Genomic DNA, 14,606 nt, shown 5'->3' on the forward strand with positions numbered 1-14,606 from the left:
GCCGGGACCTGTCGTTCGGATCATGCCGGCGTCGCGGGGCCTAGACATCGGCGGTCCTCCGTCCGCGCGAGGTGAGCCAGAGGTACCCGCCGGTCACCAGGAGCAGGAACAGCAACAGAAGTACGGACATCGCCGAGCCCGTGCCGAAGTTCCAGGTGACGAAGCTGGCCTGGTAGATGTGGACCGAGACGAGGTCGGCGGCGGCCGGGGCGGTCTTGCCGAACAGGACGTACGGCGTGTTGAAGTCGTTGAAGGTCCACAGGAACAGCACCAGGACCAGGACCTGGTTCACCGGGCGCAGTGACGGCAGCGTGATGCGGCGCAGCTGCTGCCACAGGCCGGCGCCGTCCAGGGCCGCCGCCTCGTACAGCTCCTTCGGGATGTTCTGCAGGCCGGCCATGACGATGAGGAAGGCGAAGGGCCAGCCCTTCCACACCGAGACCGTCAGCAGGGCGAGGAAGCTGTTGTCGCCGATCAGCCAGAAGGAGGGCTTGTCGGTGAGGCCGAGCTGGTCGTGCAGGACGTGGTTCACCAGGCCGTTGTCGTGCTGGAACATGAAGACCCAGGTGATGACGGCCGTGTAGACGGGCAGGGCGTACGGGACGAGGAACAGGGCCCGCAGCAGGCCCCGACCGCGGAAGGTGTCCTGCATGTGGACCGCGGCCGCCGTGCCGACCAGCCAGCACAGGCCGACCGAGAGCAGCGTGAAGGCGACCGTGACCAGGAACGAGTGGAGGAGTGCCGCGCCGACGGGGGCGTTGAAGTCCACCGACATCCGGTAGTTGCCGAGGCCGTTCCAGGGTGCCGTGGTCCAGTCGCGGATGTAGAACTGCGTGAGCTCCTTGAAGCTCATGACGATGCCGATGACCATCGGCACCAGGTGGACCAGGAGTTCGAGCAGCAGGGCGGGCAGCAGGAGCAGATACGGCAGTCCGATGCGGCGGATCCGCCCGGGACGGCGGCGGGGGCCGTCCGCCGTCCCGGGGGTGCTCCGACGCACGGCCGCCTCGGTGGGGACCGTGGTCGTCATCGTGCTCACTTCGTCGGCATCTGCTGCTGGGCCTTGGCCAGGGCCGCCTTGACCGACGTCTCGGTCACCGGGCGTCCGGCGGCGGCGTCGGCCCACAGTTCCTTGATGGCCGTACCGACCGCCGTCTCGAACTGGGACTCGTCGGCGACCTGCGGTGCCGCTACGGCGCTCTTCGCGAGGGTGTCCTTGAGGACGGCGTTCGCCGGGGTGTTGAAGGCCGCGTCCGACTGGGCGCCCTTGACCGGCGGGATGGAGCTGTAGGCGGTGTTGAGGATCTTCTGTTCCTCGTCGCTCGTCATGAACTTCACGAACTTCGTGGCGCCGTCGATGTTGTCGGTGTTCTTGAAGACGGCCAGGTTGATGCCCATCACCATGGAGTTGACGCCGGTGCCGGGGCCGGGTGCGCCGGACCGGACGGGCACGGGGGCGACGCCGTAGGCGTCCTCGCTCATGCCCTGCGACTTGAGGTTGGCGGACGCGGACTGCCACAGCAGCATCGCGGTCTTTCCCTTGGCGAAGTCGCTGACGGACTGGTTCTGGGCGTACTCGGCGTTGCCCGGCGCGATGATCTTGTCCTTGGCCATCAGGTCGACGAACTGCTTGACGCCCGCGACGGCGTTGTCGGAGGTGAAGTCGGGCTTGCCGTCGGCCGTGAAGAAGTCGGCGCCGTGCTGTTTGGCGAAGACGACGGCGTGGTGGATGTTCTCCGACGGGTTCGAGCCCTCGACGCCGATGCCCCACTTGCCGCCCTGGGAGAGCTTCCTGCCGGCGGTCGTGAACTCCTCCCAGGTGGCCGGCGGCTTCGAGATGCCCGCGTCGGCGAACATCTTCTTGTTGTAGTAGAGCGCGTACGCCATCGAGTACAGCGGCACCGCCGCCGGGTCCTGGCCCTCGGCGCCGGTCGAGCCGAGCGCGGAGTCGACGAACCGGTCCTTGCCGCCGATCGCGGCGAGGTTCTTCTCGTCCCAGGGCAGCAGCGCCCCGGTGGCCTGGAGGCTGGCGCTCCAGGTGTTGCCGATGTTGAGGACGTCCGGGCCCTGGCCGGACGTGGTCGCGGTGAGGATGCGGTTCAGCAGGTCGGACCAGGGGACGACCTCCAGCTTCACCTCGATGCCGGTCTGCTGCTCGAACTTGTCGAGTTCGGGCTGGAGGACCTTCTTGTCGACCTCGATGCTCGCGCCCTGGTTGGAGGCCCAGTACGTGAGGGTCTTCGGCGAGTCGTTGGACCCGCCGCCGCCGGTCGACGAACCGCCTCCGCAGGCCGAGGCGGTCACGACGAGAGACATGGTGACGGCGGCTATGGCCGCGGCTCGCGTGGTGCGCATGGCTCCAGGTGTCCCTTCCGGGAGTACTGCTGCTTAATTTAGAGCGTGAGTTAAGCCTTGGGACGAGCCCGCGTCAAGGCTTTTGACGCACTCGCCGGACTCTGGTCGAACCTCTTGACTCTTTGGTTTCGCAGTTGAACCATTCACCGGCGAGAGAGCGCTCCCAGACCCCACCACGTTCACTTCCTGAACCAGGAGAGCCGCCACCATGTCTGATTCCTCCCCTACCTCCCCGCACTCCCGGTTGCCCTCGATCGCCCGCCGCACGCTGCTCGGCGCGGCCGCGGCGGCCACACCCGTCGTGCTCGGCGGGGCCACGGGGGCCTCTGCCGCATCGGCGGCGCCTCCGTCGGTCACACCGTCAGCCGCTCAGTCAGCCGCTCAGTCGGCCGCGCCGTCGGCCCGCAAGAAGCCGCGTGACCTCCCCGGCGGCGGCGACCTCGGCCCGAACGTCCTCGTCTTCGACCCGTCCACTCCCGGCATCCAGGCCCGCCTGGACGAGGTGTTCCGGCAGCAGGAGTCGGCGCAGTTCGGCACCGGCCGCTACGCGCTGTTGTTCAAGCCCGGCACCTACCACGGCCTCAACGCCCAGCTCGGCTTCTACACCTCCGTCGCCGGCCTCGGCCTCTCCCCCGACGACACCACCATCCACGGCGACGTCACGGTCGACGCCGGCTGGTTCAACGGCAACGCCACGCAGAACTTCTGGCGTTCGGCGGAGAACCTGGCCCTCGTCCCCGCGAACGGCACCAACCGCTGGGCGGTCGCACAGGCGGCCCCGTTCCGCCGGATGCACGTCCGCGGCGGCCTCGACCTCTCCCCCACCGGCTACGGCTGGGCCAGCGGCGGCTACATCGCGGACAGCCGCGTCGACGGCCAGGTCGGGCCCTACTCGCAGCAGCAGTGGTACACCCGCGACAGCGCGATCGGCAGCTGGCTCAACGGCGTGTGGAACATGGTGTTCTCCGGCGTCGAGGGCGCCCCGGCGCAGAGCTTCCCGAACCCGCCGTACACCACGCTCGACACGACACTCGTCTCCCGGGAGAAGCCGTTCCTGTACGTCGAGGGAAGCGGCTTCCGGGTCTTCCTGCCGGAGAAACGGACGAACGCCCGCGGTGTGACCTGGGGCAACGGCACCCCGAGAGGCACATCGCTGCCACTGACGCGGTTCTACGTCGCCCGGCCCGGCGTCCCGGCGGCCACGCTCAACCAGGCACTGGCGCAGGGACTCCACCTCCTGCTCACGCCGGGGATCTACCACCTCGACCGGCCGATCCGGATCGACCGCCCCAACACCGTGGTCCTGGGCCTCGGCTACGCCACCCTGATCCCGGACGGCGGCGCCACGGCCGTCCAGGTCGCCGACGTCGACGGGGTCCGGCTCGCCGGGTTCCTGGTCGACGCCGGGCCGGTCAACTCCCCGACCCTGCTGGAGATCGGGCCCCGCGGGGCGTCCAGGGACCACTCGGCCAACCCGACCACGGTCCAGGACGTGTTCGTCCGCATCGGCGGCGCGGGCGCCGGCAAGGCCACCACCAGCATGGTGATCAACAGCAGACACACCATCGTCGACCACACCTGGGTGTGGCGGGCCGACCACGGCGAGGGCGTCGGCTGGGAGACCAACCGGGCCGACCACGGCGTGGTCGTCAACGGCGACGACGTGCTGGCGACCGGCCTGTTCGTGGAGCACTTCAACAAGTACGACGTCCAGTGGTTCGGCCAGCGGGGCCGCACGATCTTCTTCCAGAACGAGAAGGCGTACGACGCCCCGAACCAGGCCGCCGTCCAGAACGGCTCCGTCAAGGGCTACGCGGCCTACCGGGTCGGCGACGCGGTGACCTCGCACGAGGGCTGGGGCCTGGGCAGTTACTGCTACTACAACGTCGACCCGTCGATCGTGCAGCACCACGGCTTCGCGGCCCCCGTCCGGCCCGGGGTGCGCTTCCACAACCTCCTCGTCGTCTCGCTGGGCGGGAACGGGCAGTACGAGTGCGTCATCAACGACACCGGGGCGCCGACTTCGGGGACGGCGACGGTGCCGTCGACGGTGGTGGCGTATCCCTGAGCGCCGCGGCACGGGCAACACCGGGAGGGCGGCCCCACCCGGGCAGGAGTGGGGTCGCCCCGTCGGTCACCGGGCCGGCGTCGTGACCGGCGTCGGCGCATAGCCGGTGGGCCGGGCCGTGAAGGTGCCACGGCCCTGGGTGCGGCTGCGCAACCGCGTCGCGTAGCCGAAGAGTTCGGCCAGCGGCACGGTCGCCGTCACGACCGACGCGCCCGCCCGCGCGACCGAGCCGGAGACCCGACCGCGCCGGGCGGCGAGGTCACCGAGGACTCCGCCCACGGCCTCGTCGGGCACGGTGACCGTGACCTCGACGACCGGCTCCAGCAGGAGCATCGCGCAGGCCCGCAGGGCGTCGCGGAGGCCGAGCCGACCGGCGGTGCGGAACGCCGTGTCGGAGGAGTCCTTCACATGGGTCGCCCCGTCGGTGAGCGTGACGCGCAGCCCCGTCACCGGGTGGCCGTCGAGCGGGCCCTCTGCGAGGGCGTCGCGGCAGCCGGCCTCCACGGCACGGACGTACTCCTGCGGCACGCTGCCGCCGACGACGGCCGAGCGGAACTCGAAGCCGGACTCCGTGTCCAGGGGCTCGACATCGAGGACGACCTGCGCGAACTGCCCTGCCCCGCCGTCCTGTTTGACGTGCCGGAACACGAAATCGGACACGCCTCGGCCGACCGTCTCGCGATACGACACCCGCGGGCGTCCCACGTTGACCTCCAGCCCGGTGTCGCGCCGGATCTTCTCCACCGCGACCTCCAGATGCAGTTCACCCATGCCGGACAGCACGGTCTGCCCGGTCTCGGCGTCGGTCCGTACGACGAGGGAGGGGTCCTCCTCCGCCAGCCGCGCCAGCGCCGAGGCCAGCCGGTCCGTCCCGGAGGCCGTGCGCGCCTCGACGGCCACGGAGACCACCGGGTCGGCGACGCCGGGCGGTTCGAGGACGAGCGGGGCGGCCGGCGCGCACAGGGTGGAGCCCGCGCGGGCCGACTTCAGGCCGACCACGGCCACGATGTCCCCGGCGACGGCCCGGTCGACCTGGGCGTGCCGGTCCGCCTGGACCCGCAGGATGCGCCCGATCCGCTCGGTGCGCCCGGCGCCCGCGTCCAGCACGGTGTCTCCCTTCCCGATCGTTCCCGAGTACACGCGCAGATAGGTGAACCGACCCGTCGGCGTGGCACTCACCTTGAACGCCAGCGCCGCGAACGGTGCCCGCGGGTCGGCGGGCCGCTCCTCGTCGGCGCCATCGCGCAGGCCGCGTACGGCCGGCACGTCCAGCGGCGACGGAAGATACGCCACCACCGCGTCCAGCAGCGGCTCGATCCCCCGGTTGCGGTAGGCCGAGCCGCACAGCACGACCACGCCGTCGCCGCTGCGGGTCAGCTCGCGCAGGGCCAGCCGAAGGGTCTCGGGCGAGAGGGCCGAGCGCGCGCAGAACTCCTCGAGCGCACCGGCGTGCAGTTCGGCCACGGCCTCCTCCAGCAGCCGCCGACGCCGGGTGGCCTCCGCCAGCAGCTTCTCGGGCACGGCCTGTTCCACGGCGGTGTCGGCGCCGTCGGCCCACACGAGCGCCCGCATCCGTACGAGGTCCACGACACCGCGGAATCCGTCCTCCGCGCCGATGGGCAACTGCACGACGAGCGGCGCCGGATGCAGCCGTTCCCGGATCGACTCGACGGCCGTGTCCAGGTCGGCCCCGGCACGGTCCAGCTTGTTGACGAAGGCGATCCTCGGCACTCCGTGCCGGTCGGCCTGCCGCCACACCGACTCGCTCTGCGGTTCCACGCCCGCGACGGCGTCGAACACGGCGACCGCGCCGTCGAGGACGCGCAGCGCACGCTCCACCTCGTCGGCGAAGTCGACATGGCCGGGGGTGTCGATGAGGTTGATCCGGTGACCGTCCCAGGCGCAGCTCACCGCCGCCGCGAAGATGGTGATGCCGCGGTCGCGTTCCTGCGGGTCGAAGTCCGTGACGGTGGTGCCGTCGTGGACCTCGCCGCGCTTGTGGGTGGTGCCGGTGGTGTAGAGGACCCGCTCGGTGACGGTGGTCTTGCCGGCGTCGACATGGGCGAGGATGCCGAGGTTGCGGACGACGGCGAGGGTGTCGGGGTTGATGCGCACGGCCCGTGGCCTTTCGGAAGTTCCGGGTGGTCCGGAAGCGACAAGGGGTCAGCGCGATTCCCGGGACGATACGTACGCGCACTCGAGCGTGACCTGCCGCCCGGTCGGGACCGGGTCAGGGCAGGGGGTGTTGACGTACTCGGGCGCTCTCAGGCGTTCGTCACGGGCGTCCGGTGCCGGCCGCGCAGCGGGCACCGGGCGGTGGAGGACACGAGGATCACGTCGTACCGGTCGTACCGGGACGGGGAGACGACTACAGCGGTGCGGTCACGCACGGCCCGGCTCCCCTCGACTCGTCACGACGACGCGCCGCCGGGTGGGGCGGCGCGTGATGGTGTGGTGAGTCTAGGGAGCCGGGCGGTGGTGAGGCAGCTGAATTCTTTCAGCGGTTGTCGTCGATCGTGATGGCCGAGGCGGGGCAGACCGCGGCCGCCTCGTGCACCACCGGGTGCAGATCCGCTGCCGGACTCGGTTCGAGGAGGACGACGATTCCGTCCTCCTCGCCTTGGTCGAACACCTCAGGTGCGATCAGCACGCACTGACCGGCGCCGCAACAACGGTCCAGGTCGACCCTGACTTTCACGATGCTCGTCTGCCTTCCTGCCTGTCCTCTGCCTTCCTGGAACCGTCACCACCGCACGGGCACGGTGCTCAACCCGCCGACCAGGAGCCCCTCCACGCGCTGCAACTCGTCGATGGACACGGCGAGTCGAAGGGTGGGCAGCTTGCGGAGCAGGACATCGAGGGTGACCTGGAGTTCGGTGCGCGCGAGGCTCTGTCCGAGGCACGAGTGCGGTCCGGCGCCGAACGCCAGATGGGGGTTCGGGGACCGGGACAGCACCATGTCGTCCGCGTCGGCGAAGACCCGCTCGTCCCGGTTCGCGGCGGGCATGCTGCATACGACGGTTGTGCCGCGCGGCAGCACCTCGCCGTCGACCTCCACGTCCTCGGTGAGATAGCGCCGGATACCGAAGCCGAGGTTGGCGTCGAAACGCAGGGCCTCGTCCACCGCCGTGCGCACGAGGCCCCGGTCGGCGAGCAGTCGCTCCCAGCGGGTGCGGTCGGCGAGCAGCATGGCGACCATCTTGCCGATCATGTTGGCGGTGGTCTCGTGCCCGGCGACCAGGAGGCCCATGGCGGTACCGAGCAGTTCGTCGTCGGTCAGCCCCTGCCCCTCCCCCTCGCTTTCCCCGATCACCATGCTGATCAGGTCCTCACCGGGCTCGGCACGCGTCGCGGCGATGTGCGCCGACATGTACTCGGCGAACTCCTCGTACGCGGCCCGGGTCTGCTCGCCGGTGTAGCGGCTGACGTTGAGGAAGGCGTCGGACCAGTGCGAGAAGCGGTCCCGGTCGGCGGCGGGGACGCCCAGGATGTCGCAAATGACGGAGACGGGCAGCGGGAAGCCGAGGCGGGCCTTGAGGTCGGCGGGCTGTCCCTGGCGGACCATGGCGTCGACGAGGCCCTCGGCGGTGCGCACCATGCCGGGGCGCAGCGCGGTCATGCGTTTGGCGGTGAAGTACTTGCCCACCTGCCGTCGCCACCGCAGGTGCGGCTCGCCGCGGTCGGGCAGGGTCAGCGTCGAACTCCCGTCGGCGGCGGGGCCACCGGCTCCTTCGGGGGCGATCCTGGCGGCGCCCTCGTCCTCGGCGGTCGGGCGGGCGAAGCGGGCGTCGGACAGCAGGGCTTTGACGTGGTCGTAGCGGGTCAGATAGGTCGCCTTGTCGCCGCTGGGCAGTTCGACGGTGCTCACCGGGCACTGGCGGCGCAGTCGCTCCCATGCGGCCGGGGGCTCCAAGGGGTTGTCGCTGGGCAGCGGCAGCCGGAGAAGGTCGTTCTCGCGCATCGGGCATCACCTTGCGTGGGGGAGGTGGGTGAGCGCGCGGAAGCGTTCACGGCACGGCACGTTACGCAGGTTGTGCATCATGCATCAAGAGTGCATGATGCACTTTCCATGTATGGCGCAATCTCACCGTAGGGTGGGCACTCTGACCCCAGGGACTCGACATCCGGGCATCCGGAGCTGGGATCCGGAACGTGGCCGTACGGCCGGGAAAGGAGATCGGCGTGGGCGCCCGAGAGGCCGCGGAACGCATCGAGCGAGAGCTGCTGATCCTCACCCGTCACAAGGAGATGAGGGCACCCAGGGGCCCGCGCGGCGGCGACCCGCTGGACCAGAGCGCCTACGTACTGCTCACCAGGCTCGAGAACCAGGGGCCCATGTCCATCCCGGACTTCGTCGAGGCGTTCGGACTCGCGGCGTCGACCTTCACCCGCCAGACCTCGGCCCTCCTGCGCAACGGCCTGGTGGAGCGGACCCTGGACCCGGCCGGCGGCGTAGCCCGCAAGTTCCGTATCACCGAGGAGGGCCTGCGCCTCCTCACCGAACAGCGGGAGGGAATCGTCACCGGTCTGTCCACGGTGGTGGCCGACTGGGCGCCAGAGCGGCTGGAACGGTTCATCGACGATCTGCGGCAGTTCAACACCGACATCGAACGGATCACGGGCCGCCCCTGGCCGAGGATCCAGGACGACCGATGCGGGCCGAGGTGACCCTCGACCCGCATCAGCTGGATCAATCTGTGTCCGAGGGGGGACTTGAACCCCCACGCCCGATAAAGGGCACTAGCACCTCAAGCTAGCGCGTCTGCCATTCCGCCACCCGGACCAGGTGTCTGCCGCCTTGCCGGGGGTGTTCCCCTCGGCGACGTGGACAACAATACCAAGCTTTCGGAGTGCCTTTCACCTGCGTTTCCTTCCCCCGGGCGGGGGTCCGGGACCTCGCGCTCCGATCCACCTAGGGTCACACCATGAGTGACTGGCTGGTTACGCAGAGACCGCACGTGCGCCGACGCCCGCCTGCGCTGTCTCCCCTGAGGGAGCATCTGCGGGACACGTTCTGGTTCGCCCCGACGGCCGCGATGGCGGGTGTCTTCCTGGTCTGGCTGGCGGCGCAGGCTCTCGACACGGCCATCGTCGACGCGCTGCGGGAGGACGGCGACTACGAGACGCTCGACGCGCTGTTGCGGTTCGCGCAGGACGCGAAGACCGTGGTGAACGCCGTCGGGCAGGCGATGTTGACCTTCATCGGCGTGGTCTTCAGCATCTCGCTGGTGGCCGTGCAGATGGCGAGCGGGCAGTTCACGCCGCGTGTGGTGCGGCTCTTCGTGCGCAGCCGGATCACCAAGGCGACCTTCGCGGTCTTCCTGGCCACCTTCGTGCTGACCCTGCTGGTACTGACCGCCTTCGACACCGCCGACGACCCTCGGAACGTGACGACGCTGCCCCTGGTGCAGTCGATCCTGACGCTCTGCATGGTCGCGCTGAGCCTGCTGCTCTTCGTGCTGTATGTGAACACCACCCTGCGGCTGATGCGGATCAGCCATGTGATCGCGCGGATCGCCACGGAGTCCTTCCGGGCGATCGCCTCGATGCCCCCGCCCGCGGGCGGAGCGGACACGCCCGAACTCGGCTCCGCGACGGCGTGGGTGCCGCACGAGGGCCGGGCGGGGGTGTTGCGGGACGTGCACATCGCACGGCTGGTGCGGGTGGCCCGCAGGCACGGCGTCGTACTGCGGCTCATCCCGCGGATCGGGGACTTCGTGGTGCCCGGCACGCCCCTGCTGGCGGTCCACGGCGGGGCGGCGCCTCCGCCCGGCGCACTGCGCTACACCACTTCCGTGGCGGTGGAACGGACCTACCACCAGGATCTCGGTTTCGGACTGCGCCAGTTGTCCGACATCGCGCTGCGTGCCCTGTCGCCCGCGATCAACGATCCGACGACGGCCGTGCAGTCGCTGGACCGCATCGTGCAGTTCCTGGCGGCGCTGACCCGGCAACCCCTGGACGTCGCACTGCACCGTGACCGGGAGGGGACCGTGAGGCTGGTGCAGCCCGTGCCGGGGTGGACCGAACTGGTGGATCTCGGGTTCGCCGAGGTGCGCGGGTGCGCCCTCGCGAGCCCGCAGGTGTCACGCCGCCTGCTGGCGGGTCTCGACGACCTGCTGCTGCTCGCGCATGCGGATCGGCGGGAGCCGCTGCTGCGCCACCGTGAACTGCTGCGCCAGGCGGTCGAGGAGAGCGCCTCGAACGCGCCGGACCGAGCGTTCGCGCTGCGCCCGGACCGGCAGGGCATCGGCTGACCGGTTCCCCGCCCGGCCGATGCCCCGGCGCCTCTCCGCTCACGGGAGGAGCTGGTACTCCGGGAAGTTCCCGGGCAGCCGCTCCCCCGCCGGCCCCCGCGTCACCGCCCGCACCAGCAGCTCGCCGCCGACGAACGCCCCGCGCCAGGACGCGCCGAAGCCGCCGAACAGCTCCTCCCGGTCCCCGCGGGAGCGCGGCTTGCCGTGACCGACCTTGAACGCGCGGATCTGCGGAGCCAGGCGGTCGTAGGTCGCCCGGTCGTCGGTGGACAGGGTGGCGACGAGCGCGCCGTTGGACGCGTTCATGGCCGCCAGCAGTTCCGCCTCCGTGTCGACCAGGACGATCGTGTCGACGGGGCCGAACGGTTCCGCGTGGTGCAGCGGAGAGGACGGCGGCGGGTTGAGCAGCGTGACCGGCTGGACGTACGCCGAGGTGTCCTGGCCGGGCAGGAAGCGGGCGTCCGACAGCCGGCCACGGTGCAGCGGGACGGCGCCGCGGTCGATGGCCTCGGCGACCTGGTCCTGGAGTTCCTTCGCCTTGGCCGCGTTGATGACCGGACCGAAGTCCAGCTGCGGGTAGGGATCGTCGCGTTTCTCGACCGCCAGCGGGTGGCCGACCCTCAGCCTGTGTACCGCCGGGAGGTACGCGGCCAGGAACTCGTCGAACAACTCACGCTGGACGACGAAGCGCGGGTACGCCGTGCAGCGCTGTTTGCCGTAGTCGAAGAGCTTGGGCACGACCGCCGTGAGCGCGTCCCAGTCCGTGTAGTTCCAGATGCCCCAGGTGTTGAGTCCCTCCTGTTCCAGTACATGTCGTTTGCCGAGGTCGGCGACGGCCGTGGCCACCGCGGCGCCGGTGTCGCGGCCGCCGACGAAGGAGACGCAGCCGATCTCGGGCGCCCGCACCAGCGCCTCCGACAGCTCGCCTCCGCTGCCGCTGACGAGGGTGACGGGTATCCCCTCGCGGGCGGCCAGCGCACAGGCCAGGGTCAGACAGGCGACACCGCCGTCGGTCGGGGTCTTGGCGATGACCGCGTTGCCTGCCAATGCCTGTACCAACACTGCGTGAACGAGCCCGCTCATCGGGTAGTTCCAGCTCGCGACGTTGGAAACCGGGCCGTCCAGCGGAGCCCGGCCGACGAGCATCGGTTCGATGCCGTCGACGTACCAGCGCACGCCGTCGATGGCCCGGTCGACGTCTGCCCGGGCGAGCCGCCAGGGCTTGCCGATCTCCCAGACGAGGAGCAGGGCGAGCAGGTCGCGGTGCTGGGTCAGGGCGTCGAGGGTGGCCGCGACCCGGGCGCGGCGCTCGTCCAGGGCGATGTGCCGCCAGGCACGGTGCTGGTCGAGCGAGGCGCGGACGGCCTGGTGGGCGGTGGCCCGGTCCAGGCGTGGCGGGCCGGCGATCGGGCTGCCGTCGACGGGGCTGGTGGCGGGCAGCGGTCGGCCGTCCGCCTGCCAACCGGCGTTCCAGAGGTTGAGGACCCGGTCGTCCCGGAATGCCTCGGGGGCGACGGTGAGGCAGCGCTGCCATGCGTCGGTCCAGGAGGTGCCTGATTTGAGGGTGAGGGTGGTTGCCATCGGTTCTCCGCTCACGGTGCACAGTCGGGGGCGGTCGTTCATGGCTGCGGCGCGGGGTCGGCGAGGGTCGGCCAGGGGCGGGAAGTGCCGGGAGTGCCCCCGCGCCGCGTATGAAGGACCACGCGCCGCGTATGAGGGACCCCGTGCCGCGTATGAGTGACTACGCGTCACCCATGAGTGACGTCATGCGTCGACGCCGAGGCGCTCCAGTACGAGGCGAGCGGTCTCGGTGGGCGTTTGTCCGACTCGTACGCCCACCGCCTCCAGGGCCTCCTTCTTCGCGGACGCCGTGCCGGACGAACCGGACACGATCGCGCCCGCGTGGCCCATCGTCCTGCCCTCGGGCGCGGTGAACCCGGCGATGTATCCGACGACCGGCTTGGTGACGTGCTCGCGGATGTACGCCGCCGCGCGTTCCTCCGCGTCGCCGCCGATCTCCCCGATGAGGACGATCAGCTCGGTGTCCGGGTCCTCCTGGAAGGCGGCCAGGCAGTCGATGTGCGTCGTGCCGACGACCGGGTCGCCGCCGATGCCGACGCACGTCGAGAAGCCGATGTCGCGGAGCTCGTACATCAGTTGGTAGGTGAGCGTGCCGGACTTGGAGACCAGGCCGATACGGCCGGGCTTGGTGATGTCGGCCGGAATGATCCCGGCGTTGGACTGGCCGGGGGTGATCAGGCCGGGGCAGTTGGGGCCGACGACGCGGGTGCCCTTGGACCGCGCGTACGAGGTGAAGGCGACGGAGTCGTGGACCGGGATGCCCTCCGTGATCACGACGGCGAGGCCGATGCCGGCGTCGGCTGCTTCGACGACGGCCGCCTTGGCGAAGGCGGGCGGCACGAAGACGACGGTCACGTCGGCGCCGGTGGCGCGGATGCCGTCGGCGACCGAGCCGAAGACGGGGACGGCACGTTCGTCGAAGTCGACGGTGCGGCCGGCCTTGCGCGGGTTGACGCCGCCGACGACGTTCGTGCCGGCGGCGAGCATGCGCCGGGTGTGCTTCATGCCCTCGCCGCCGGTCATGCCCTGGACGAGGACCTTGCTCTCCTTGGTGAGGTAGATCGCCATGTCGTCATGTCTCCTCAGGCTGTGGCGGCGGCGAGTCGGGCGGCCCGCTGCGCGGCGCCGTCCATGGTGGTGGCCTGCTGGACCAGCGGATGCGCGCGGTCGTCGAGGATGGCTCGGCCGCGCGCGGCGTTGTTGCCGTCGAGGCGTACGACGAGCGGCTTGGTCAACTGGATGCTGTCCAGGGCTCGCACGATGCCGTCGGCGACGGCGTCGCATGCGGTGATCCCGCCGAAGACGTTGACGAAGACGGACCTCACCGCCGGGTCGGAGAGGATGACGGAGAGCCCGTCGGCCATGATCTGGGCCGATGCGCCGCCGCCGATGTCGAGGAAGTTGGCGGGGCGGGCGCCGCAGCCCGCGACCACGTCGAGGGTCGACATGACGAGCCCGGCGCCGTTGCCGATGATGCCGACCTCGCCGTCGAGCTTGACGTAGTTGAGGCCCTTGGCGGCGGCCGTCGCCTCCAGCGCGTCGTCGTGCTCCACGGCGTCGGCGCCCCAACGTGCTTGTCGGAAGCGGGCGTTGTCGTCGAGGGTGACCTTGCCGTCGAGGGCGAGGATCTGTCCCTGGGCGGTGCGCACGAGCGGGTTCACCTCGACGAGGAGGGCGTCCTCGCGGACCAGGACCTCCCAGAGCCGTACGAGGACATCGACGGTGTGCGGCGGCAGTCCGGCCGCTTCGGCGATCTGGCCCGCCTTGGCGGAGGTGACGCCTTCGGCCGGGTCGATGGGGACGCGGGCCACGGCCTCGGGCCGGGTGGCCGCGATCTCCTCGATCTCCATGCCTCCTTCGGCCGAGGCGATGGCGAGGAAGCCGCCCGCCGCGCGGTCGAGTACATAGGACACGTAGAACTCGTTCTCGATGTCCACGGGTTGGGCCAGCATCACCTTGCCGACGGTGTGGCCCCTGATGTCCATGCCGAGGATCTGGCGTGCCGTGATCTCGGCGGCCGCGGGGTCCGTGGCGAGCTTCACGCCGCCCGCCTTGCCGCGGCCACCGGTCTTCACCTGCGCCTTGACGACGACCCGGCCGCCGAGCCGGCGTGCGATCTCGCGGGCTTCCTTCGGTGAGTCCGTCACCTCTGCCCGCGGCACCAAGATGCCGTGTTCCTCGAAGAGTTCCCTTGCCTGGTGTTCGTACAGGTCCATTCCGGCTCCTGACTCAAAAGTGCCGCACGCCCCCTGGACACCACCCACCGGATGCGGGATAACAAGGTTCATACAGTATTCGTCGACTGTATGCAATGTACCGCGAGAGCCGTTCCAACCCCCTACGAA

The 14,606-nt window shown here is 70.5% G+C and carries 12 protein-coding genes and 1 tRNA gene; 3 read left to right on the top strand and 10 right to left on the bottom strand.

Annotation, left to right across the window (positions count from 1 at the left end; genetic code table 11):
• Positions 1-40 precede the first annotated feature (40 nt).
• On the bottom strand, positions 41-1,030 hold the full coding sequence (locus ACFZBP_RS01640) for an ABC transporter permease subunit (protein WP_391409286.1): 990 nt from the start codon (positions 1,028-1,030) through the stop codon (positions 41-43).
• Positions 1,031-1,035: 5 nt separating this feature from the next.
• Positions 1,036-2,355: an extracellular solute-binding protein gene (locus tag ACFZBP_RS01645; RefSeq protein WP_391409287.1), complete on the bottom strand. Its 1,320-nt coding sequence runs from the start codon at positions 2,353-2,355 to the stop codon at positions 1,036-1,038.
• A 208-nt stretch (positions 2,356-2,563) separates the two neighbouring features.
• Between ACFZBP_RS01645 and ACFZBP_RS01650 the strand changes: the two genes are divergently transcribed.
• Complete coding sequence (locus ACFZBP_RS01650) at positions 2,564-4,423, top strand: coagulation factor 5/8 type domain-containing protein (RefSeq protein WP_391409288.1); 1,860 nt, start codon at positions 2,564-2,566, stop codon at positions 4,421-4,423.
• A gap of 66 nt (positions 4,424-4,489) precedes the next feature.
• Here ACFZBP_RS01650 and fusA read toward each other — a convergent pair whose 3' ends face one another.
• The 4 genes from fusA to ACFZBP_RS01670 all read right to left on the bottom strand — a co-directional run bounded on the left by fusA (position 4,490) and on the right by ACFZBP_RS01670 (position 8,384).
• A complete protein-coding gene (gene fusA / locus ACFZBP_RS01655) occupies positions 4,490-6,538 on the bottom strand; it encodes an elongation factor G (RefSeq protein ID WP_391409289.1) in 2,049 nt (682 codons plus the stop codon).
• Between the two features lie 149 nt (positions 6,539-6,687).
• Positions 6,688-6,813 (bottom strand): hypothetical protein, encoded by a 126-nt coding sequence (locus ACFZBP_RS01660; protein WP_391409290.1) that lies wholly within the window; start codon positions 6,811-6,813, stop codon positions 6,688-6,690.
• Between the two features lie 107 nt (positions 6,814-6,920).
• Positions 6,921-7,121 (bottom strand): 4Fe-4S domain-containing protein, encoded by a 201-nt coding sequence (locus ACFZBP_RS01665; RefSeq protein ID WP_391409292.1) that lies wholly within the window; start codon positions 7,119-7,121, stop codon positions 6,921-6,923.
• A 45-nt stretch (positions 7,122-7,166) separates the two neighbouring features.
• The gene (locus ACFZBP_RS01670; protein ID WP_391409294.1) at positions 7,167-8,384 is read right to left on the bottom strand and encodes a cytochrome P450; all 1,218 of its coding nucleotides are present in this window, start codon (positions 8,382-8,384) and stop codon (positions 7,167-7,169) included.
• A 221-nt stretch (positions 8,385-8,605) separates the two neighbouring features.
• On the opposite strand from ACFZBP_RS01670, the gene ACFZBP_RS01675 reads away from it, so the two are divergent.
• Positions 8,606-9,091, top strand: a complete 486-nt coding sequence (locus ACFZBP_RS01675) for a MarR family transcriptional regulator (protein ID WP_391409295.1) — start codon at positions 8,606-8,608, stop codon at positions 9,089-9,091.
• 30 nt (positions 9,092-9,121) lie between these two features.
• Here the strand turns inward: ACFZBP_RS01675 and ACFZBP_RS01680 are convergent.
• Positions 9,122-9,206 (bottom strand) — tRNA-Leu (locus ACFZBP_RS01680).
• 142 nt (positions 9,207-9,348) lie between these two features.
• Between ACFZBP_RS01680 and ACFZBP_RS01685 the strand changes: the two genes are divergently transcribed.
• Entirely contained in the window at positions 9,349-10,680 is a 1,332-nt protein-coding gene (locus ACFZBP_RS01685) for a DUF2254 family protein (protein WP_391409296.1), read from the top strand.
• A gap of 39 nt (positions 10,681-10,719) precedes the next feature.
• Here ACFZBP_RS01685 and ACFZBP_RS01690 read toward each other — a convergent pair whose 3' ends face one another.
• The 3 genes from ACFZBP_RS01690 to sucC form a co-directional block, all read right to left on the bottom strand.
• Entirely contained in the window at positions 10,720-12,261 is a 1,542-nt protein-coding gene (locus ACFZBP_RS01690) for an aldehyde dehydrogenase family protein (protein WP_391409298.1), read from the bottom strand.
• Between the two features lie 183 nt (positions 12,262-12,444).
• Positions 12,445-13,329: a succinate--CoA ligase subunit alpha gene (gene sucD / locus ACFZBP_RS01695; RefSeq protein WP_391409300.1), complete on the bottom strand. Its 885-nt coding sequence runs from the start codon at positions 13,327-13,329 to the stop codon at positions 12,445-12,447.
• 14 nt (positions 13,330-13,343) lie between these two features.
• Positions 13,344-14,477 (bottom strand): ADP-forming succinate--CoA ligase subunit beta, encoded by a 1,134-nt coding sequence (gene sucC, locus ACFZBP_RS01700; RefSeq protein ID WP_391409301.1) that lies wholly within the window; start codon positions 14,475-14,477, stop codon positions 13,344-13,346.
• Positions 14,478-14,606: the final 129 nt, after the last annotated feature.

It is taken from the genome of Streptomyces sp. NPDC008086 (genome assembly GCF_042957325.1).
In the GTDB taxonomy this organism is placed as follows: Bacteria; Actinomycetota; Actinomycetes; order Streptomycetales; family Streptomycetaceae; genus Streptomyces.

Coding starts and splice junctions, on each gene's coding strand:
- sucC (WP_391409301.1), bottom strand. CDS start 14,477: ATGGACCTGTACGAACACCAGGCAAGGGAACTCTTCGAGGAACACGGC.
- ACFZBP_RS01645 (WP_391409287.1), bottom strand. CDS start 2,355: ATGCGCACCACGCGAGCCGCGGCCATAGCCGCCGTCACCATGTCTCTC.
- ACFZBP_RS01685 (WP_391409296.1), top strand. CDS start 9,349: ATGAGTGACTGGCTGGTTACGCAGAGACCGCACGTGCGCCGACGCCCG.
- sucD (WP_391409300.1), bottom strand. CDS start 13,329: ATGGCGATCTACCTCACCAAGGAGAGCAAGGTCCTCGTCCAGGGCATG.
- ACFZBP_RS01640 (WP_391409286.1), bottom strand. CDS start 1,030: ATGACGACCACGGTCCCCACCGAGGCGGCCGTGCGTCGGAGCACCCCC.
- ACFZBP_RS01650 (WP_391409288.1), top strand. CDS start 2,564: ATGTCTGATTCCTCCCCTACCTCCCCGCACTCCCGGTTGCCCTCGATC.
- ACFZBP_RS01670 (WP_391409294.1), bottom strand. CDS start 8,384: ATGCGCGAGAACGACCTTCTCCGGCTGCCGCTGCCCAGCGACAACCCC.
- ACFZBP_RS01690 (WP_391409298.1), bottom strand. CDS start 12,261: ATGGCAACCACCCTCACCCTCAAATCAGGCACCTCCTGGACCGACGCA.